Annotated in this window: 19 protein-coding genes; 10 read left to right on the forward strand and 9 right to left on the reverse strand. The window is 63.4% G+C overall.

All coding sequences use genetic code 11. From position 1 onward, the window contains the following. Positions 1-25 precede the first annotated feature (25 nt). From ACE191_RS05355 to ACE191_RS05365, 3 genes are all read left to right on the forward strand, one after another. Positions 26-1,210 (forward strand): 3-deoxy-D-manno-octulosonic acid transferase, encoded by a 1,185-nt coding sequence (locus ACE191_RS05355; protein ID WP_400191155.1) that lies wholly within the window; start codon positions 26-28, stop codon positions 1,208-1,210. Between the two features lie 69 nt (positions 1,211-1,279). Then, complete coding sequence (gene rsgA, locus ACE191_RS05360) at positions 1,280-2,206, forward strand: ribosome small subunit-dependent GTPase A (RefSeq protein WP_400191156.1); 927 nt, start codon at positions 1,280-1,282, stop codon at positions 2,204-2,206. Positions 2,207-2,288: 82 nt separating this feature from the next. Continuing rightward, the gene (locus tag ACE191_RS05365) at positions 2,289-3,275 is read left to right on the forward strand and encodes an NAD(P)-dependent oxidoreductase (RefSeq protein WP_400191157.1); all 987 of its coding nucleotides are present in this window, start codon (positions 2,289-2,291) and stop codon (positions 3,273-3,275) included. A 192-nt stretch (positions 3,276-3,467) separates the two neighbouring features. Here the strand turns inward: ACE191_RS05365 and ACE191_RS05370 are convergent, their stop codons facing one another. Then, positions 3,468-4,076 carry a fasciclin domain-containing protein gene (locus ACE191_RS05370; protein ID WP_400191158.1) on the reverse strand — a complete coding sequence of 203 codons (609 nt, stop codon included), beginning with the start codon at positions 4,074-4,076 and terminating at the stop codon, positions 3,468-3,470. A 110-nt stretch (positions 4,077-4,186) separates the two neighbouring features. Here ACE191_RS05370 and ACE191_RS05375 point away from each other — a divergent pair, with 110 nt between their 5' ends. After that, positions 4,187-4,750 carry a hypothetical protein gene (locus ACE191_RS05375; protein WP_400191159.1) on the forward strand — a complete coding sequence of 188 codons (564 nt, stop codon included), beginning with the start codon at positions 4,187-4,189 and terminating at the stop codon, positions 4,748-4,750. Positions 4,751-4,792: 42 nt separating this feature from the next. Continuing rightward, positions 4,793-5,251 carry a peptidylprolyl isomerase gene (locus ACE191_RS05380; protein ID WP_400191160.1) on the forward strand — a complete coding sequence of 153 codons (459 nt, stop codon included), beginning with the start codon at positions 4,793-4,795 and terminating at the stop codon, positions 5,249-5,251. Between the two features lie 129 nt (positions 5,252-5,380). Here the strand turns inward: ACE191_RS05380 and ACE191_RS05385 are convergent, their stop codons facing one another. The 7 genes from ACE191_RS05385 to ACE191_RS05415 all read right to left on the reverse strand — a co-directional run bounded on the left by ACE191_RS05385 (position 5,381) and on the right by ACE191_RS05415 (position 13,280). Next, positions 5,381-6,025, reverse strand: coding sequence for a VOC family protein (locus tag ACE191_RS05385; protein WP_400191161.1), 645 nt, complete (start codon positions 6,023-6,025; stop codon positions 5,381-5,383). Positions 6,026-6,128: 103 nt separating this feature from the next. After that, positions 6,129-7,493, reverse strand: coding sequence for a T9SS type A sorting domain-containing protein (locus ACE191_RS05390; protein WP_400191162.1), 1,365 nt, complete (start codon positions 7,491-7,493; stop codon positions 6,129-6,131). A gap of 210 nt (positions 7,494-7,703) precedes the next feature. Then, complete coding sequence (locus ACE191_RS05395) at positions 7,704-8,123, reverse strand: hypothetical protein (RefSeq protein WP_400191163.1); 420 nt, start codon at positions 8,121-8,123, stop codon at positions 7,704-7,706. Between the two features lie 87 nt (positions 8,124-8,210). Beyond that, positions 8,211-8,798 carry a hypothetical protein gene (locus ACE191_RS05400; RefSeq protein WP_400191164.1) on the reverse strand — a complete coding sequence of 196 codons (588 nt, stop codon included), beginning with the start codon at positions 8,796-8,798 and terminating at the stop codon, positions 8,211-8,213. Between the two features lie 815 nt (positions 8,799-9,613). Then, positions 9,614-10,315: a hypothetical protein gene (locus ACE191_RS05405; protein WP_400191165.1), complete on the reverse strand. Its 702-nt coding sequence runs from the start codon at positions 10,313-10,315 to the stop codon at positions 9,614-9,616. A gap of 47 nt (positions 10,316-10,362) precedes the next feature. Then, complete coding sequence (locus tag ACE191_RS05410; protein ID WP_400191166.1) at positions 10,363-11,601, reverse strand: AAA family ATPase; 1,239 nt, start codon at positions 11,599-11,601, stop codon at positions 10,363-10,365. 146 nt (positions 11,602-11,747) lie between these two features. Further along, entirely contained in the window at positions 11,748-13,280 is a 1,533-nt protein-coding gene (locus ACE191_RS05415; protein WP_400191167.1) for a sigma 54-interacting transcriptional regulator, read from the reverse strand. Between the two features lie 388 nt (positions 13,281-13,668). Between ACE191_RS05415 and ACE191_RS05420 the strand changes: the two genes are divergently transcribed. Together ACE191_RS05420 and ACE191_RS05425 are read left to right on the forward strand one after the other, a co-directional pair. Next, positions 13,669-14,643: a c-type cytochrome gene (locus ACE191_RS05420; protein WP_400191168.1), complete on the forward strand. Its 975-nt coding sequence runs from the start codon at positions 13,669-13,671 to the stop codon at positions 14,641-14,643. Between the two features lie 130 nt (positions 14,644-14,773). Beyond that, entirely contained in the window at positions 14,774-15,754 is a 981-nt protein-coding gene (locus ACE191_RS05425; protein WP_400191169.1) for a c-type cytochrome, read from the forward strand. Positions 15,755-15,923: 169 nt separating this feature from the next. Here the strand turns inward: ACE191_RS05425 and ACE191_RS05430 are convergent, their stop codons facing one another. Continuing rightward, a complete protein-coding gene (locus ACE191_RS05430; protein ID WP_400191170.1) occupies positions 15,924-17,027 on the reverse strand; it encodes a VWA domain-containing protein in 1,104 nt (367 codons plus the stop codon). Between the two features lie 139 nt (positions 17,028-17,166). Between ACE191_RS05430 and ACE191_RS05435 the strand changes: the two genes are divergently transcribed. The 3 genes from ACE191_RS05435 (at position 17,167) to ACE191_RS05445 (ending at position 19,022) form a co-directional block, all read left to right on the forward strand. Then, the gene (locus ACE191_RS05435; RefSeq protein WP_400191171.1) at positions 17,167-17,448 is read left to right on the forward strand and encodes a DUF427 domain-containing protein; all 282 of its coding nucleotides are present in this window, start codon (positions 17,167-17,169) and stop codon (positions 17,446-17,448) included. A 116-nt stretch (positions 17,449-17,564) separates the two neighbouring features. Then, positions 17,565-18,206 (forward strand): hypothetical protein, encoded by a 642-nt coding sequence (locus tag ACE191_RS05440; RefSeq protein ID WP_400191172.1) that lies wholly within the window; start codon positions 17,565-17,567, stop codon positions 18,204-18,206. A 168-nt stretch (positions 18,207-18,374) separates the two neighbouring features. Beyond that, the gene (locus tag ACE191_RS05445; protein ID WP_400191173.1) at positions 18,375-19,022 is read left to right on the forward strand and encodes a hypothetical protein; all 648 of its coding nucleotides are present in this window, start codon (positions 18,375-18,377) and stop codon (positions 19,020-19,022) included. Positions 19,023-19,093 lie beyond the last annotated feature (71 nt).

A 19,093-nucleotide genomic window follows, 5' to 3' on the forward strand; every position in this document is an offset into this window, starting at 1 on the left:
GCTGCTGCGGCTGCTGGCGCCCTTCGTGCCCAAAGCCCGGCTCTGGACCGCAGGGCGGCGTAACCTGCTGCCCCGCGTGGCGCAGCAGCTGGCCGGGGATACCGCGCCGCGGGTGTGGTTTCACTGCGCCTCGCTGGGCGAGTTTGAGCAGGGCCGCCCGCTGATGGAAGCCTACCGCCGGCAATACCCCGGACACCGCATCGTGCTTACCTTCTTCTCACCCTCGGGCTACGAGGTGCGCCGCCAGTGGCCGGGGGCCGACTACGTGTTTTACCTGCCGCTCGACACCGCTGCCAATGCCCGCGCCTTCGTGGCGGCGGTGCAGCCCCGGCTGGCGGTGTTCGTCAAGTACGAGTTCTGGTACCACCACCTCTCGGAGCTGCGGCGCCGGGGCGTGCCGGTCATCTGCGTGTCGGCAATTTTCCGGCCCCAGCAGGTGTTTTTCAAGCCCTGGGGCGGTTTCTTCCGCCGCATCCTGCGCCAGTTCAGTCACCTCTACACCCAGGACGAGGCCTCGGTGGCGCTGCTGCGCGCCGTGGGCCTGACACCGGCCAGCGTGGCCGGCGACACCCGCTTCGACACCGTGGTAGACACCGCCGCCGCACCCGCCCGGGAGTTGCCGCTGGTGGCGGCTTTCGGGGCCGACGCGGCGCCGGTACTGGTGGCCGGCAGCGTGTGGCCCCCCGACGTGGAGGTGCTCACGCCGGCGCTGCGGCGCTGGGCCGACGAGGCCCGGTTTATCATCGCCCCGCACGAAATCGACGAAAGCCACCTGCAACAGGTAGAAGCCGCCCTGCCCGGCCGGGTGCTGCGCTACTCCCGGGCGACGCCGGCCAACGTGGCCCAGGCCCGGGTGCTGCTCATCGACAACATTGGCCTGCTGCGTGAGCTGTACCGCGCGGGCGACGTGGCCTATATCGGCGGGGCCTTCGGCAAGGGCCTGCACAACACCCTCGAAGCCGCCGCCTTCGGCCTGCCCCTGCTCTTCGGACCGCGCTACGAGAAGTTCCGCGAGGCCCGCGACCTGGTGGCCGACGGCAGCGCCCGCGTAGTGCGCGATGCTGCCGAAGCCCAGGCCCAGCTCGAGCTGCTGCTCACCGACCCGGCCCGGCGCCGGCAGTTGGGCCAGCAGGCCCGCGCCTACGTACACGCCCAGGCCGGCGCCACGGCGCGCATTCTGCGCGCGGTGAATGAGCGAATGCGTGAATGAGTGATTCTCGTTCTGCCGTCTGCCCATTCACTCATTCGCCCATTCACCCATTCACTCATTGCCCCCCGCATGACCGGCACCGTTGTTAAATCTACCGGCTCGTGGTACCTGGTGCGCGAGCACGCCACGCTCGAGCTGCACCGCTGCCGCCTGCGTGGCAAGTTCAAGCACCAGGGGCTGAAGGTGAGCAACCCGCTGGCCGTGGGCGACGTGGTGGAGTTCTCGGTGGAAGAGCAGACCGAGGGCGCGGGCGTCATCGACCACATTGAGCCGCGGCGCAACTACATCATCCGCCGCTCGGTGCACAAAACCGAGCACGCCCACATCGTGGCCGCCAACCTCGATCAGGCGCTGCTGGTCGTCACGCTGGCCTCGCCGGCCACCTCGTTCGGTTTCATCGACCGGTTTCTGGTGACGGCCGAGGCCTATAGCATTCCGGCCACGCTGGTGTTCAACAAGCTCGACCTCTACGACGAAGAACTGCTCGACTACCTGGGCCAGGTACAGAAAATGTACGAGCGAATCGGCTACCCCACCCTGCGCTGCTCGGCCGAAACCGGGGAAGGACTCAGCGACATCGAGGCGTTGCTCGACGCCAAAACCACCCTGCTCTCGGGCCACTCGGGCGTGGGCAAGAGCACGCTCATCAACGCCCTAGTACCCGACCTGGACCTGAAAACCGACGAAATCAGCGAGTACTCCGACAAGGGCAAGCACACCACCACCTTCGCCGAAATGCTGGTAGTAAGGCCCGGCACCTACCTCATCGACACGCCCGGCATCAAGGAGCTGGCCCTGGTCGACATCAAGCCCGGCGAGCTGGCCCACTTCTTTCCCGAGATGCGCGAGCGGCTCAACCAGTGCCGCTACCACAACTGCCGCCACGTGGAAGAGCCCGGCTGCGCCGTGCACGAGGCCGTGGAGAAGGGCAGGATTGCCCTGCCCCGCTACGAAAGCTACCTGAGCATGCTCGCCGGCGAAGACAACCGCCGCTAAAGCCCGGGGCCCGGGCGGGGGGCGGCCTGACCAATCTATTTTTCGCCGGACTATCCGCCGGCAGAGGCCGCAGCCGGGTTCGGTGCGGGCCCGGCCCGGCGGCCCCAACCTTTCGGGCCGAAAATCCGATAGCGGAAGGACCTTTCACTCGCCCCCTTTCGCTATGAACTCCGAGCAGCGCGAGCCGACCATCGGCTTTATTGGCACCGGCCACATGGGTGCAGCCATGGCCACCAACCTGCTGCGGGCCGGCCACCGCCTGCAGGTGTACAACCGCACCGCCGGCAAAACCGAGCCGCTGCGGCAGCTGGGCGCCCGCGAGGCCGCTACGCCCGCCGAAGCCGCCCGCGACGCCGCCGTCGTATTCAGCATGGTAACCGACGCCGACGCGCTGCGGGAGCTAACCACCGGCCCCGACGGCCTGCTCAGCGGCCTCGCACCCGAGGCCATCCACGTTTCCTGCAGCACCGTGGGCCCCGACACCAACGAGGAGCTGGCCCGCGCCCACCAGGAGCACGGCTCGCAGCTGGTGGCCGCGCCGGTGTTTGGCAAGCCCGATGCCGCGGCCACCGGCATGCTCTGGGTGTGCCTCTCGGGTCCGGCCGAGGCCAAGGCGCGGGTGCAGCCGCTGCTGCGCGCCTTCAGCCAGGGCGTGCACGATTTCGGCGAGGCGGTGGGCGCGGCCAACGTGGTGAAGCTCTGCGGCAACTTCATGCTGGGCGCCGCCATCGAGGCCATGGCCGAAGCCTTCACGTTGGCCGAAAAGAGCGGCCTCGACCGCCGGCAGGTGTACGAGATGTTCACCTCCACTTTGTTCGACACGCCGGTGTACCGCAGCTACGGGCGCATGGTGGCCACCGAAGACTACCAGCCCCTGGGGGCCGGGCCGCAGCTGCTGGAAAAGGATTTGCGCCTAGTGCTCGACCAGGCCCGCGACCGGGGCGTGCCCATGCCCTTCGCCAACATCGTGCTCGACCACCTCAGCGCCACCGTGCTGCGCCGCCGCACCGACGAGGACTGGACGTCCTTCGCCCGCCGCATTTCCGAGGGCGCCGGCCTGCGCCGCTAAGAGCGTAGTTGGCTTTTGTTAAAAGGTCCCATAGAACGTCATGCCGAGCGCAGTCGAAGCACGACCAAAATATTAAACCCCCAAGCCCCTCTGAACCGTATGTGTGGGCTCTAACCCGGGTTCAGGCAGCCAATGATGGGCACGCGTATGGATAATGCGCGCTGCCGCCGGCGTCAGGCCGCAGCGGCGGCCCTACTCGGCCGGGGGCAGCAGCACCTTGTCGATGACGTGCAGCACGCCGTTGCTCGACACCACGTCGGGGGTGCTCACGGGGACGCCGTTGACGGTGACCTGCTCGCCCTGCACGCCGATGCGGATTTTCTGGCCCTGCACGGTAGTCAGCTCCTGTCCGTCGCGCAAATCCACGGCCAGCAGGCGGCTCAGCACCACGTGGTAGCCCAGCAGGCCTTCGAGGTTGGTTTTGCTTTCGGGCTTGAGCAGGCCCGCCATGAACCCGTAGGGCAGCGCCTTGAAGGCGGCGTTGGAGGGCGCAAACACGGTGTAGGGCCCCTCGCCGGCCAGTCGCTCGGCCAGCCCGGCCTGCTTGCTGGCCCGCAGCAGCTGGCTTAGCTCGGGCGCCGCCGCCAGGTTGGCGGCCAGGGTGCGGTCGGCGGTGAGGGCCACGCCACCCACGAGCACGCCGCCGGCCTTGCCCATGCGCAGCGAGTCGGTGCTGGCGTCGGGGTCGTAGGCCACGGAATCGGCGGCGGCAGTGGCGGTGGCGTCGGTTTCGGCGGGCTCGGAGTTGCAGGCGGTCAGCAAGAGGCCCAGCAGGGCAGCAGCAATCAGACGTTGAGTCATGCGGGGGATAAGTTAGTCCGAGCCAAGGTACGAGGCCGATGGGGCGCCAAGTTGGCACCAGGCCTCGCTAACTTGCAAGGCCCACCGCTCATCAGTGCCCCGCGCTGCTTATGAATGCCCTGGATTTGCTTTGGCAACACGCCCTGAGTCTGCTCTTCATCCTGCTGGTTAGCGTCGGGATGTACCGCATGTCCCTGCTCGGCCGGGCCGATTTACCCCGGGTTACGGGCCGGGTGACGCGCATCAGCACCGCACACTACACGACGGTTGGCCAACTGGTGTCAGCGCGCCACGCGGGCAGCCTGCGCTACCTGCATCTGGAGGGGCAGGCCGAACCGTTTGAGTTGTTTGTGGGCACGGCGCCGGGCGACTTCTCCCCCGCCCTCAACCGCCTCGCCCAGCTCCGCACCGGCGACTCTATCTCGGTGTACTCGGCGCCCAACGGCTTCCGGCTCGGCCCATTGCGCCTGCCCATCCTGCAGGCCCAACCGGAACCTGTAAAACAGGGCGTGCGATTTATCGACCGGGGCCCGGAGTCCATCTTCGCCGAAGGCAACCGCAAGCACCAGGTGTTGGCGCTTTGCTGCTGGCTGACGCTTAGCGGCGTGGTTTTTCTGCTGCTAGTGCTGCGCCGCCGAGAGCGGGAATCAGCCGCTGTCCGGTCGCTATTCTAAACCTACCCTACCTTTGCCCGAGTTAACCCCCTTTCTCTGCTTATGAAAACCGCTGAAATCCACACCGCCAAGGGCGTGATGAAAGTCGAGTTCTTTGAACAGGACGCCCCCAACACCGTCAAGAACTTCACCGACCTGGCCCAGAAAGGCTACTACGACGGGCTGAAGTTTCACCGCGTGCTGCCCAACTTCGTGATTCAGGGCGGCTGCCCCAACACCCGCGAGGGCGCCAAGGGTACGCCCGGCACCGGCGGCCCCGGCTACAAAATCAACTGCGAAACCTCGGGCGGCAACCAGTACCACGACCGCGGCGTGCTGAGCATGGCCCACGCCGGCCGCAACACCGGCGGCTCGCAGTTCTTCATCTGCCACTCGCGCGACAACACCGCCCACCTCGACCGCGTGCACACCGTGTTCGGCAAAGTGGTGGAGGGCCTCGACGTGATTGACCAGATCAAGCCCAACGACGAGATTCAGAAGATTGTCGTGAACGAGGCCTAGGCTTCGACTTCACCCAACCGAAAAGCCCCGCGCACCTTGCTGGTACGCGGGGCTTTTTGTTGGGTCACAGGTGTGACATACCAGCATACCGACGAGCCAGGTAGCCGCCCGAGCCCAGGCCAGCAGCCATTAGTAGCGGAGGGTCAGGCACAGGCGCTCCACCGTTCGTTGCTGTCCCTGCCGCCCGTTGTCGAAGGTCAGGATAACCCATTCGCGGGCTGCGGGCACAAACGCAAGGGAGCCGGCCGCCGCAAAGCACTCCAGGTAGTGGCGACTGCCCGCACCGCTGTACTCAAACACGGTCCCGGTAAGCCGGGCGACACCATTGGGGTGCTGCAACGGTTCCGCGTCGTGCGGGGTTTGGCCCGGGAAGGGCAGCCGAAACGTCCAGGGCAGAGTCGGATGGTCGGTGTTCGGCAGTACGTCGATGGCCAGGCCGGGCGGAAAGTATTCCGGCTGGTAGTGCTGCGCCCCTGTGAACAGCCGGTCGCTGGCCGCGTCGCGCACCACGCACAGGCCCAGCAGCGAGTAGCCCGTATCCTGGGGCCGGGCGCGCAACCCCAACCCCACGGCCCGCACCGGGGCGCTGTCCAGCTCGGCGGCGTTGTGCACCCATAACACCTCCAGGTAGCCGTTTTCGAAGTAGAACTTGCGGTTGGCGGTGCCTTGCCCCGGGTGTACGCGCCGGCTGCCTTCGGCAAACCCCAGAGCCAGCAGCTCGTCGGCTACCTGCCCCTGGTCGTCGGTGAAAATGAAAAGGTGGTGCAGCTCCATAGTGGATGATGGTTGGATTACGGCGCGGGGCTGCCCGCCGCGGCTTGACGGGCAGCCCCGCGCTACGGCAGGGCCAGAAAATACGGATGAAGGACTGGGCAGCCTACGGCTGCCGCACCAAGCGCTGCTGCGCCAGGCGGCCGTCGGCCAGGGTGGCGCGCAGCAGGTACACCCCGGCGGGCACCTGGCCCAAGTGCAGCTGCAACGTGGTCTGGGCGGGCTGCACCGGCACCGCATATACGCAGCGCCCCCGCGCGTCCAGCAAGCTTACGGCCTGCACCGGCCCCGCCCCGCTGCGCAGCTGCACCTGGTCGGTGGACGGGTTGGGAAAGAGCCCCAACGCCCCCGCCACCACGCGCGACTTGCCGCTGGTGAAGACGCTGGTGGTGGTCCAGTACACTTGCGGGTCAGCGTCCTGCACCATGAACACCTTGCCATCGGGCAGTTCGACAAAGGTTTGGGGTTCGCGGTAATTTCCCGGGCTCACTCCTACTCCGCTGCGCGTCAGCTGCCAGCTGCGGCCCTGGTTGCTGGAGTACAGAGTGCCGCCGAAGCTGGGTGTACCCGTGATGGAGCTGTACCAGTCGCCGTTGCGGGCGAAGAACACCCGCTGAATGGGAGTCTGCAACCACCAGCCCGAGCCGGTGCGCTTGTTATGCACCGTCCATAAGCGGCTGTCATCGGCCACGTCGGCCAGGCTCTTGCGCAGGTTCACATCCACTCCCAGGCTGGGCACGCCGCCGCTGAAGCTGAACAGCAGTGAGTCCTGGGGCGTGATGCTCAATGCACTGGTTTCGTAGGCGTCTACGCGCCCGGCAAACTGAAATCCGTCGAGGCGCACGGGCGCGTGCCGCCAGGTCTGGCCCTGGTCGTCGGAGAGGTACAGACCCGGGTTGCGCCACCGCTCCTGGCTGTCGGCAGTGGCGTACGCGCGCCCGTTGCGGTCCACCACCAGGTGCCCCACATAACGGGCCGCGCCGAACCCCGTGCTGCGGGCGGTCCAGCTCTGGCCGTCATCGGCCGAATAGAATACCCCGTCGCCCACGGGATCCTGCTGGGCGAGGCTGCCCGTGCCCACCAGCAAACCTCCCGGACGGGTTTCCGCAATGGACACCACTGGGTAAGTCGTGTTCAGCGCCACCGAGTCCCAGGTAGCGCCCGCATCGAAGCTGCGGTAAACCTTGCCCTGGCCGCCCACCAGCAGCCGCCCCCCGGCGCGGGCGTACAGGGCGTGGGCGTGGCGGGTGCGCAAAGCCAGCTGCCAGCTGCGGCCCTGGTTGGTGGTGCGCAGCACGCCGGCTTCCACGGCCGTCAGCAGCGTGGAGTCGCCCGTGGCGACCAGCCCCCTTTTGGGGCCGTAGGGGGCCGTGGGCGTGGGGCGCCAGAAAGTCGGCTGGGCCCGGGCGGCGGGCGTCATACCTAATATGCTGGCAGCAAGCAGACCGGCAGCAAGCAGCGGATGGTTCATGGAGGCAGTAATGGGGGTTCGGCAGCAAACCTACAGTCCAGCCGCAGCCGTGGAAATCGCATGTACATGTATGCCGGTCCCGTGCAACCCCAGGCGGCGGCCGGTGTTGCGGGCCGGCGGCGCCCCTTCTCCACCCACCAAAAAAGCCCCGCGCACCAAGCAGGTACGCGGGGCTTTTGCCGGCCTTTGGGCAACGGCCTACATGGCGGGCTAGGCCGGCAGGGAGTCGCGGCGGTTGCGCACCAGGGCCAGGGCGTTGTTGAGCACCGTTACCTGGGCGGCCGACTGCTCGGCATTCACGGCGGCCAGCACGCGCTGGGCCGGCTTCTGGCTGCCGCGGCGGTCGGTGAGGTTGTCGCGCAGGTCGTTGGCCTTGCGCAGCTTGATTTCATACTCCTCGCGCCGCTCCGGCGACAAGTCGGGCTTGGCCAGGCCGTACCCGTAGAACTCGATGTCGGCCTCCACGTCGGCCAGACGCTTGGCCCGGCTGGCGTCGGAGTGGGCCGAGCGGGTTTCGGAGAGGCCCAGGTTATTGGTTTGGATCTGGTAGCCGGCCAGTTCGGCTTCCAGGCTGCTGACTACTTCCTCGCACTCGGGGCGGGTCGTCAGCTCATTCACGTCAATGGGCATAAGCGTAAAGAGTAAAAGGTGAAAAATGAGACGCCGGAAATATATAATTTTCAATAAAAACCGGTATTCGTTGAAAGAAATAATTTTTCAGCCGCCTTTTTCGGGCTCCAGTGCTAGGGCCTGGGCCAGCGCGGCGGTTTCGGCCTCCAGGGCGGCGAGGCGGGCCGTGAGCAGGTGAAAGCGGGTGGCCCGGGTGCCGGTGAGGGTAGTGGCGGCGTCTTCGCCCCGGCGCTGCAGCCAGCGCCTCACCAGGGGCAGCCGCTCGGTTTCCGCGGGCGTGGGCTGCAAGGGCTCGGCGGCCAGCAGCGCGGGCAGGGCCTGCTGCCAGCGCCGGGCCACGCGCAACTCGTCGCGCAGCTGGCCCAGCTCCCGCCGCAGCCTGCCGGCCTGCTGCTCACACTGGGCCAGGCGCCGGCGCAGCGGCTCGGCCTCGGGCGGGGCGGCGGGAACAGGCGGCGGCGTGGCGGGGGCTTCGACCGGGGCGGGCGGCACCTGGTCGGCCAGGGGCAGCAGGCGCCGCAGCACCGTGGCCGAAGGCTCGCGCCGCCTCGCTTCGATGTGGGCTAGCAGGGTACTGTCCACCCCCAGGTATTGGCCCAGGGCTTCCAGGGTCAGGCCGAAATACCGGCGCACGGCGGAAATGGAGGAATCGGCATACTGGGAAGGATAAGCCATTAGGCAGAGGGACTGAACCAGTGGGGTTGTCAGCAAATTATTGAAAAACGAAAAAATACTGACAGGGCTTGTCAGGATTATTTCACTTTTCAAGAATTCACTGACAGGCTTTCCAATAAAAAGCCCCGGAGGCTGGCGCGGCCGGGGCTTGGTTATTTCTTGCGGGGGCGCCGTCGGGGCGGCGCTGGCTCGGCTTCTACTCGGGAGCGTATAGGTGCCGTATGCATCAACGCCTCGTACTCGGCGCGGTCAGAATAGAACCCGGTTTCAAAGAGGTAGGGGTCGACGTAGGAGGCTTCTGTTTGCTGGCCGGTAGCGGGCGGTGTAGGCGGTATCGCCGAATGTCGGGCTGCTACTGCCAGGGCCAAAAACTCTTGCTTAGGAACAAAGGCCGATGGCGCACCCAGCTGGCGTTCCGGATTGATCGAACCGAATAGCGGATTCCGAGGCTTTTTCATGGGCGTTGGGCCGCAGCGGCCAGCGCTAAGTATTGCTGCTTGTTGGAGCGGTACCCGGTAAGAACGACGCACCGGCCGGGACGGTTCCGGGTGCCCTTTACCAAATATACGTGCAACTCATACACGCACCGGCGCTGGTTGTTCCAGTTTAGGAAGACGTACCGGTCGTTGCCTAGCTCCTGCACGCCATTGTAATACTCCAGTAACTGCGAAATATCTTCGTGATGCAGGTCATGCGCCTTATTGCTAGCAAAGTTTGAGCAGACGTGCCGGGCGTGCTGACTAGTCCAGAAGATTTCGTAGTCGTGCCCTTCGTAACGGATGCATTTGTTGTGAAGCATGGTTCGGGGTAATCACCTAATCCAGCAGATCAGCCGGGACATATTCCACTACCGTGTCCATAGCCCGCATCAGTTGCGTGAAAGGCGCCTGGGATGACAATAAGTCCTTTAAATGGCGCCTTGCATTAGCCTGCTTTTGCGGGTTGCCACTGCTTTGCGCGGCCAGATAGGCCATGATAGCCTTATTCACTTGCTCATATTGCTTGGCAATCGTGACGCGCAAGTGCTTGGTGTTTTCCTGAGAAAGCTCGTCCCCTGGCTTTCCGTTGTGCAGCAGGTTGAGCAGGGCTGCGGTATTGCGGGCGGCCTGATCGGCTGAATCAATAGCCTCAAAATGCGGGTCGCGGCCGAGCGCCCCGATGGTGGCGCGCAACCTCTCTCCCACCTTATCGCGGCATGGGTCAAGTAGTCCGCCGACCGGCCAGTTCCGGGGCCGCATCATATTGGCCTTGTGAGCCGCCGGGAACAGATTGTCCCAGTTGTATTTCAGGGTTGGGTCTTGGTTTACGGGTACGAAATGGTCTACATCCATTTCGTAAGCGCTGCCGTGCCATTGCTCAGTCAGGTAGCACTTGCTGAAAAAATGTGTTTCAAAAGCCCACAATACATCCGAGCCGCGGTAGCTGCCGGGCTTAGCGGGCTTAGGCACCGTTGTTGGGTCAGCCGCCGCCGCGCAGGCAGCCGCGTAGACACTGCAATCAGTTAAATATTGTTGCATTGCCGGCGTGCTTAATGATACCGGCACAGGCGGACGCATTAACTCAATCATGCTGCTTGTTCGCGCTCTAACCGCCGAAGCTGGGCCTGTACATCGAGCTTTAGCACTGGCGACATATACCGACCTTTTTCTTCAAATAATTTTTGCAGCTGCCTAAGTGCTTCCGAGCGGTCAGCCAATGCGCTGATCATATCTATTTGTTCCAGGATACCATCGGCGACATTAGAATATTCATTCTCAACTCCAAAATGAGTTTGCATCAGCTCAGAAAACGAGCTGCCAGCGGCTTCATCACCCGCCATTTTTCCACTGCTTAAATCAAAAACCGTAGCGTTGGTGATACTTGAAGCCACCGCCGGCGAATGCGTTGCCACGATGAATTGCAGATTGGGAAACAGATTCGTGAGCAGCGGCAGAATCTGATACTGCATTTCCAGGTGCAGGTGGGTTTCCGGCTCGTCGATGAGCACGAAACCGCAGGGGTTATAGGTGTAATCGTTGGCCTGTCTGCGCAGCAGGTCAGTGCGCATCAGCAGATCATTTAGTATACCTATAAAGGAAGAGAAACCAGCTGAGAGTTGATTGAAAGTAACGCGACGACCATCAGAATACACAAAAAAGAATTCAAAATCATCTGAATAAAACTCAAGCTTTACATTTTCATCACCTAAAATCCTAGAAAACAACATATCTAGGTTATTAAAAAATACATCATTCAAATTAACCATTTTTTTATCTCCTTTAATTACAGCGAAGGCTTGAGAAATTTTTTTATTAACCAGATACTGTTTAAATAATTCACTTACTTGATTTTTATTGTTAACATCACGAATTTGATCATCGAGCTTTTGATTATTAGCAACACCTCTAACATCCTTTACCTGCATTTGACGAAAAGCCTCAAAGAAAGGCATGATTGCTTCGCTTCGACTGGGAGCCTCTATCAAATTACTTTCTATAGCAGAACTAAAAATAGGGACAACTTTACTTATATCACGCAACATGTTTTTGTATTCTTCTTTAGTCTCATTTTTATCAGCTAGTATTACTCCAAGCTCTAATGACTGTCTCATTTTTGCAGGCTTAGGGTTGCCTATCATTTCATGATACAGCTCACTCAGAACCGTGGTTTTCCCCGATCCATTCTTTCCGGTCAGAATCAGGTGTTTGAACTCATTCCCGGCTTCAAACACGGGTATAGTCAGGTTTTTGACAGCATAGGCATCATTGATAACGAGTTGCTGCAGGTAGGGAAATTCGTTGCGGCTTATCATGGTCGAAGTCAAGCGAAATAGGCCTTACAGCCATTTCGGCGAAGTTACATGCTCCGGTGTTAGTTACACCAAAAAAGCCCCGCGCACCAGGTAGGTACGCGGGGCTTTGTACATGCGGAGCGAGCTGACAACTAAAAACTGACAACTCTCAACTCATCTTACCGCCGCTTGCGCTTCTTCGACGACTGGTAGTCCTCGTCGTCATCGTCGTCGTCCCCCCCGAAGCTGGGCATGGTGAACATGGACGAGAGCAAATCCTTGAACTGGGCGCCGGCGGTGAGGCGGTTGCGCGAAATCAAGCTCAGCTCGGCCATGCCGTGCAGGGCAAACTCCATCCAGAAGTAGGGGTTTTCCTTGAACTGCTCGGCGGGCACGCTGTCCTTGGCCAAATCGCGCAGGCCGGGCACCACGTCGAGCAGGGCGCGGTAGTCGGCATCGGAGGAGTCGTGCAGCAAGTCCACGGTGTGGCCGCTGAACCAGTCCTGCACCGGCTTGTAGGGGTTGGGCTTGTCCTTTTGCTTTTTCGACTTCTCGGGGTCGGGGAAGTACTGCAGGAACTGGGTGCGCAGGGCCTTGCCCATGAGCTTCTCGGCCACGATGCCGGCGCCCTCCTGCTCGCCCTCGTACACCAGCTCCACCTTGCCCGTAATGGCGGGTACGGCGGCCAGGAAATCGGCCACCCGCAGGGCGGTCTGCGTCTCGCCGTTGAGCAGGGCGCGGCGCTCGGCGGCGGCCACCACCTGCTCGTAGGCCGAGATGGTGAGGCGGGCCGACACGCCCGACTTGGCGTCGACGTACTCCGAGGCGCGGGCCTCGATGGCCACCTGCTCCACCAAATCGTGAATCACCTCGTTGCCCAGCACCAGCTGCTGCTGGCTGTCGGTAAGGCGGGCCTCCTGGCGGGTGATGCGCTTGCCGATGTCCAGCGTCTTGGGGTAGTGGGTGATGATCTGCGCGTCGATGCGGTCCTTGAGCGGGGTCACGATGGAGCCGCGGTTGGTGTAATCCTCGGGGTTGGCCGTGAACACGAACTGCAGATCCAGCGGCAGGCGCACCTTGAAGCCGCGAATCTGGATGTCGCCCTCCTGCAGGATGTTGAACAAGGCCACCTGGATGCGGGCCTGCAGGTCGGGCAGCTCGTTGATGACGAAGATGCCGCGGTGGGCGCGCGGAATCAGCCCGAAGTGAATCACGCGCTCATCGGAGTAGGGCAGCTTGAGCGTGGCGGCCTTGATGGGGTCGGCGTCGCCGATGAGGTCGGCCACCGACACGTCGGGAGTGGCCAGCTTCTCGGTGTAGCGCTCGTCGCGGTGCAGCCAGGCCACGGGCGTCTCGTCGCCATGCGCGGCCACCAGGTCGCGGGCAAAGCGCGAGAGCGGCTGCAGGGGGTCGTCGTTGAGCTCGGAGCCCTCCACCACCGGCACGTACTCGTCGAGCAACTGCACCAGCTGGCGGGCAATGCGCGTTTTGGCCTGCCCGCGCAACCCCAGCAGGTTGATGTGGTGCATGGACAGGATGGCGCGCTGCAGGTCGGGAATCACCGTTTCCTCGTAGCCGTGGATGCCGGGAAAGGCGTTGTCGCGGCGGCGCAGCTTGTCAATCAGGTTGTCGCGCAGCTCCTGGCGCACGGAGCGCGACGTATAGCCCGCGGCCTTGAGCTGGCCGAGGGTGCGAATGGATGCGTGGTTCATCGGGTCGGGTAGAGGTGGGAATAAGCTCCCGGCTCCGTTAACAGCGAAACCGGGTGCGGGGTTCGGGCAGGCTGATGTGGGGGATTGGGTGAGTGACTGATTGGGAGAATGAGTGAGGCGCAGCTGGCGGCGCGGGGACGGTTTCGCCCCCGCCGCGCCACCCCGGCAATAGCAACCGGCAACGATAGCATGGGACGGGCTCCGGCGGCGCGGGTCGGGTTCGTTTCGGGCTAAGCCAATCTACTGCCGTGGCGCCGCTCCGCGGCTCCAGCCCCGCACAACTGCTTCATTCCCCACTCTCTCACATACTTATGCGACTGACACGGGCAGGACGGGCGGGTACTTTTGCGGTGTTCCCGCCTCGCTTACCTCCTACCCCCTCTGAGCTATGAAAAAAGCATTGCGCTGGACCGGCTGGCTGCTGGCCGGACTGGTCTTTCTGGCCGCTTGTGCGGCTACCTTCGTGCAGGTGCGCGGCATTCACAGCTACGCGCCGCCCCGCCTCGCGCTGGCCCCGGTTGCCTACACACCCGAGCGCGTGGAGCACGGCCGCCGCCTGGTGCTGAGCGTGTGCGCCGAGTGCCACCGCGACAAGCAAACCCAGCGCCTGAGCGGGCAGCTGCTGCGCGACATTCCGGCGCAGTTCGGCCGGTTTTACTCGGCCAACATCACCCGGGACCGGCAGCACGGCATTGGTGGCAGGACCGACGCCGAGGTGGTAGCCCTGCTGCGCACCGGCCTGGGGCCCGACGGCCGCATCCGCTCGGTGATGCCCAACTTTGCCCGCCTCTCCGACGAGGACGTGCTCAGCATCGTGGCCTTCCTGCGCTCCGCCGACCCGGTGGTGCAGGCCGACGCCACGCCCTCGCACGCGCAGGAACCCAGCTTTTTCGGCAAGGTACTGGCCAACACCATCATCAAGCCCGCCGAGCTGCCCACCCAGCCGATTCAGCAGCCCAGCCCCACCGACCCGGTGGCTTTTGGCCGCTACCTGGTCACCTCGCGCTACAAGTGCTACGACTGCCACTCGGGCGACATCCTGAAAACCGACGGCCAGCAGCCCGAAAAATCCTTCGGCTACATGGGGGGCGGCGCGGTGCTGCAGGACGCCCAGGGCCACGACATCGTGAGCCGCAACCTCACCGCCGACCCCGAAACCGGCATTGGCGACTGGACCGCCGAGCAGTTTGGGCAGGCCATGAAGTTCGGCCGCTCGCCCAACGGCCCCTTGCGCTACCCCATGCCCAAATACTCGCTGGTGACCGACGAGGAAACCCGCGCCATCTACGCCTACCTGAAGACCATTCCGGCCATCAAAAATGCCACGCCCGAGGACGGCCCGGCGGCCGTGGCCGGGCGCTGACCAACGCCGGGTCCCGGCCGGGTGCAGCCAGCCGGATTACGTCCCTCACATCATCATGCGAGTGACTTGGGTACAACCACAAATTACTTTTGTGAAACATCCTCCCCCCGCTCACCTGCCCTCCCCCGCTATGAAAAAGCTATTCAAAATCATCGGCCTGGCCCTGGCCACCGTGCTCTTCCTGGCCGTGTGCGCCGCCGCCTTCGTGCAGGTGCGCGGCATTCCCAACTACGACCCGCCCAAGCTGCCGGCCCAGAAGGTGGCCATCACGCCCGAGCGCGTGCTGCAGGGCGAAAAAATTGCCATGTCGATGTGCGCCGACTGCCACCTCGACAAGAAAACCGGCGGCCTGACCGGCCGCCACGTCGACGACCTGCCGGCGGAATTTGGCAAGCTGTACTCGGCCAACATCACCCAACACCCCGAAATGGGCATCGGTAACTGGACCGATGAGGAGCTGATTGGCCTGTTCCGCACCGGCATCGGCCGCGACGGGCGCTTCCGCGTGGTGATGCCCACCTTCGTGCACATGGCCGACGAGGACATCTACAGCATCGTGGCCTTTCTGCGCTCCGACAACCCGCTGGTGCGGCCCCAGGCCGTAGCCTCGCACCCGCAGGAGCCCTCGTTCCTAGCCAAGGCCCTCACCCACACGGTGATGAAGCCCACGCCCCTGCCCACCAAGCCCATCTCGGTACCGCCCGCCACCGATCAGGTGAAGCTGGGCCGCTACCTGGTGACGGCCCGCTACCTGTGCTACGACTGCCACAGCCAGGATTTCAAGACCAACAACATCATGGAGCCCGAGAAGTCGGGGGGCTACCTGGGCGGCGGCAACCGCTTCGTCACCAAAACCGGGCAGACGATTCTTTCCCGCAACCTCACTCCCGACCCCGAAACCGGCATCGGCGACTGGAGCGAGCAGCAGTTCGTGCAGGCCGTGAAGTACGGCCAGTCGCCCACCGGCCCGCTGCAGGCTCCCATGCCCAAGTTCTCGGTTATCAGCGACGAAGAGGCCAAGGCCATGTACGCCTACCTGAAGACCATTCCGGCCATCAAAAATGCCACGCCCGAAGACGGCGCAGCAGCCAACCCAGTGGCGTCGCGTTAAGGGAACAACACTTCCGCCGCTGCGTTGGACGGCCACTCCCTACCCGGGAGTGGCCGTATTTTTTGGGTGAAAATGCAGGAGTGGTGACTGGGTAAGTTTGCCGTTCAGCGGGCATGGAGCCACGCCGTTGGCGCCTCCGGAACGCCACTCCCCCTTTCACAAATTCACCTTACAGCGTCTTGCGGCGGTTGCGCTTGTAGTCCTCGAAAATCATCCCACCCAGGCCTTTCAGGGAGCTGTAGTAGGCCTTGCCCTGGTTGGTTTCGGTGAACTCGCGCACGAACTGCTGCAGGTAGGGGTCGGAGGCAATCATGAAGGTGGTGATGGGAATCTTGAGGCGGCGGGCAGCGGCGGCCAGGTTCAGGGTCTTGTTCACCACTTTGCGGTCGAGCCCGAACGAGTTTTTGTAGTAGCCGCCGGGTTCCTTGAGGCAGGTGGGCTTGCCGTCGGTAATCATGAAGATCTGCTTGTTGGCCGTCTTGCGCTTGCGCAGCAAATCCATGGCCAGCTCCAGCCCCGCCACCGTGTTGGTGTGGTAGGGCCCCACCTGCAGGTAGGGCAAATCCTTCACCTCGATCTGCCAGGCGTCGTTGCCGAACACGATGATGTCGAGGAAGTCCTTGGGGTACTTCTGCTTGACCAGCTCGGCCAAAGCCATAGCCACCTTTTTGGCAGGCGTAATGCGGTCCTCCCCGTAGAGAATCATCGAGTGCGAAATGTCAATCATGAGCACCGTGCTCGTCTGGGTTTTGTGCTCGGTGTCGCGCACTTCCAGGTCGCCTTCGGTGAGCAGGTAGTTGCCGTCGAGGCCGTGGTTGAGCTGGGCATTGCGCAGGCTCTCGGTCATCTCGATCTGCTCGATGGTGTCGCCGAACTGGTAGTCGCGCAAATCGGTGGTCAGCTCGTCGCCCTGGCCGGCGTGGGGGGTGCGGTGGTTGCCCTGGGTGCCGCGCTTGAGCTTGCCGAAGATTTCCTCCAGCGCCGACTTGCGGATCAGCTGCTCGGCCTTGGCCGTGATTTTCAGCTCGCCCAGCTGCTGCTCGTTCTCGTCGAGGTAGCCCTTCTTCTTGAGGTCCTCGATGAAGTCGCCCATGCCGTACTCGTCGTCGGTTAGGCCGTACTGCTTGTCCAGCTCGTTGAGCCAGGAAAGGGCCTCGGCCACGTCGCCGGCCGTGATGGTCACCAGCTGCATGAACAGCTTAAAAAGCGTGTCGAAGCCCTTGTCGGAAGTTTCTTCGGGCACAAAGTCGCGGAAGCGGAAGCCAACAGCCATAGTCGAAAGGAATGGACCGGGAAAACAACGGCTCGCTTTAGTTAGTTTTTGGTTGGTGGTTTTTGGTTGATGGCTTCGTTTCGAATCGACTTCCCTATCTGGGCCAAAAACCAAAAACTACCAACCAAAAACCCAATCAATGAAAGCCATCTGGAACAACGCCGTGCTGGCGGAAAGCGACGACACGGTGGTTGTCGAAAACAACCACTACTTCCCGGCCGACTCGCTGAAGCGGGAGTTTTTTGAGGACAGCATTGCCGGTACCACCTGCCCGTGGAAGGGCCGCGCCAGTTACTATTCGGTGCGCGTGGGCGATGAGCTGAACAAGGATGCCGCCTGGTACTACGCCGACCCCAAGCCCGCCGCCGCTCACATTCGCGGGCGCGTGGCGTTCTGGAAAGGCGTGCGCATCGAGGCCTGAGCAGCAGCTCTTGCTAAAGTCTTATTGCCGCCGAGTGTAACCTCAGCCGGAGAATGGCGTTTGCATAGTGCACCGACTATATGTGCACGACCCCCACTCCTTTCTCTCCACGTTCCATGAAATCCTTTACTTCATCCTGGTGGCTCGGTGCCGCCGCTCTGCTGGCGCTGGCCAGCTGCGACTCCACCCGTACGGCCACGGAAGACACTTCAATGGCTGCCACGGCCGAATCGGTGCCGAGCACCGAAGAAGTGGCCTTCAGTCGCGACCTGACCCAGGGCGACTACCGCTTCCAGATCCAGTCGACCACGGCCGAAAACGGCCAGCAGCTCACCATTCGCACCCGCCGCGGCGAGGCCCTGGTGACCGACCCCATTCGCCTCAACATGAAAGGCAACGTGACCGATGCCGTGATGGGCGACCTGAACGGCAACGGCAGCCCCGAGCTGTACGTGTTCACCAGCGGCGGCACCAGCTCCTTCGGGGGCGTCGAGGCCTACGAGTTCGTCGACAAGTCGTTCCGCCCGCTCAAATCCCCGCAGAAGCTCAGCGCCGATATGGCCAAGGGCTACAAGGGCGAAGACAAGTACGAAATCCGCGGCAACCGCCTGGTGCGCACCTTCCCCGTGTACGGCAGCGACACCGCCCGTACGGCCTCGGGCGAAATGCGCTCCATCGAGTACTCACTCAACTCCGAGGGCATGCTCATGCCTACCCCCATGCCGGCCAGTGGCAGCAGCACCCAGCCGCGCCCCTAGCCCGGCTTAGCCGTCAACAAAAAACCCGCTCCTTCAGCGGGTTTTTTGTTTTGCGCCCCGCCCCGAAAAGCCGCCGCTAGGGCCCGGGGGTGTAACCCGGCTTTTGCCGCGGGCGTTCTTGCACGGGAAGGCCGCCGCGCCCGTCTTGTTTTACTTTGCCCTGCCGCTATGCACTACTTGGTTTCCGCTCTGACCCGCCGGCCCGTCCTGCTGCTGACTCTCGCCCTGGGCGCCTGCGACTCGTCGCGCACCGCCACCGAACGCGCCGACCCCAACCCGCCCGCCGCCAGCGCGGTACCGGCGGCCGTCAGTTTCCAGAAAGAGCTGAGCCGGGGCGACTACACGTTTGCGGTGCAAACCCTGGGCAGCGGCTCGCAGCGGCAGCTGAACCTGCGGGCCGAGCGACTGGGCCGCGAGCTGGCCGCCACTACGGCTACCATCGAGGGCTCGGTGTCGGATGTGGTGGTAGCCAACCTCAACAACGATGAATACCCCGAGCTGCTGGTCTTCGTCACCGATGCCGGCAGCGGCTCCTACGGGCAGCTGCTGGGCTACGAATTTCTCAGCCGCGGCCGCCGCAACCTGGTACTGCCCGAGCTGGAGGGTGAGCTAGCCGCGGGCTACCTGGGCCACGATTCCTTTCGCGTAGACGGCCGCACCCTGATCCGCAGCTTTCCCCTGTACCGCCCCGACGACCCCAATAGCACGCCCAGCGGCGGCACCCGCACCATCGAGTACGTGATGCCGCGCAAGGAAGGCCTCATCAGCGTTGCCCGCCACTACGACGCCCCGCAGGGCGCCGAAGCAGTCCGCTGAGTACCGGCCTACCAGCTGGGTCCTGACCGTACCAGCGCAAAGCCAATTTGGTTGCATTTCCTTAAAAGCAG

It is taken from the genome of Hymenobacter sp. B81 (assembly GCF_044628455.1).
In the GTDB taxonomy this organism is placed as follows: Bacteria; Bacteroidota; Bacteroidia; order Cytophagales; family Hymenobacteraceae; genus Solirubrum.

What these genes read in the sequence shown, in the direction of transcription:
- rsgA (WP_400191156.1), top strand. Translation starts at nt 1,280, where the DNA reads ATGACCGGCACCGTTGTTAAATCTACCGGCTCGTGGTACCTGGTGCGC.
- ACE191_RS05370 (WP_400191158.1), bottom strand. Translation starts at nt 4,076, where the DNA reads ATGACTCAACGTCTGATTGCTGCTGCCCTGCTGGGCCTCTTGCTGACC.
- ACE191_RS05375 (WP_400191159.1), top strand. Translation starts at nt 4,187, where the DNA reads ATGAATGCCCTGGATTTGCTTTGGCAACACGCCCTGAGTCTGCTCTTC.
- ACE191_RS05380 (WP_400191160.1), top strand. Translation starts at nt 4,793, where the DNA reads ATGAAAACCGCTGAAATCCACACCGCCAAGGGCGTGATGAAAGTCGAG.
- ACE191_RS05385 (WP_400191161.1), bottom strand. Translation starts at nt 6,025, where the DNA reads ATGGAGCTGCACCACCTTTTCATTTTCACCGACGACCAGGGGCAGGTA.
- ACE191_RS05390 (WP_400191162.1), bottom strand. Translation starts at nt 7,493, where the DNA reads ATGAACCATCCGCTGCTTGCTGCCGGTCTGCTTGCTGCCAGCATATTA.
- ACE191_RS05395 (WP_400191163.1), bottom strand. Translation starts at nt 8,123, where the DNA reads ATGCCCATTGACGTGAATGAGCTGACGACCCGCCCCGAGTGCGAGGAA.
- ACE191_RS05400 (WP_400191164.1), bottom strand. Translation starts at nt 8,798, where the DNA reads ATGGCTTATCCTTCCCAGTATGCCGATTCCTCCATTTCCGCCGTGCGC.
- ACE191_RS05405 (WP_400191165.1), bottom strand. Translation starts at nt 10,315, where the DNA reads ATGCAACAATATTTAACTGATTGCAGTGTCTACGCGGCTGCCTGCGCG.
- ACE191_RS05415 (WP_400191167.1), bottom strand. Translation starts at nt 13,280, where the DNA reads ATGAACCACGCATCCATTCGCACCCTCGGCCAGCTCAAGGCCGCGGGC.
- ACE191_RS05420 (WP_400191168.1), top strand. Translation starts at nt 13,669, where the DNA reads ATGAAAAAAGCATTGCGCTGGACCGGCTGGCTGCTGGCCGGACTGGTC.
- ACE191_RS05425 (WP_400191169.1), top strand. Translation starts at nt 14,774, where the DNA reads ATGAAAAAGCTATTCAAAATCATCGGCCTGGCCCTGGCCACCGTGCTC.
- ACE191_RS05430 (WP_400191170.1), bottom strand. Translation starts at nt 17,027, where the DNA reads ATGGCTGTTGGCTTCCGCTTCCGCGACTTTGTGCCCGAAGAAACTTCC.
- ACE191_RS05435 (WP_400191171.1), top strand. Translation starts at nt 17,167, where the DNA reads ATGAAAGCCATCTGGAACAACGCCGTGCTGGCGGAAAGCGACGACACG.
- ACE191_RS05440 (WP_400191172.1), top strand. Translation starts at nt 17,565, where the DNA reads ATGAAATCCTTTACTTCATCCTGGTGGCTCGGTGCCGCCGCTCTGCTG.
- ACE191_RS05445 (WP_400191173.1), top strand. Translation starts at nt 18,375, where the DNA reads ATGCACTACTTGGTTTCCGCTCTGACCCGCCGGCCCGTCCTGCTGCTG.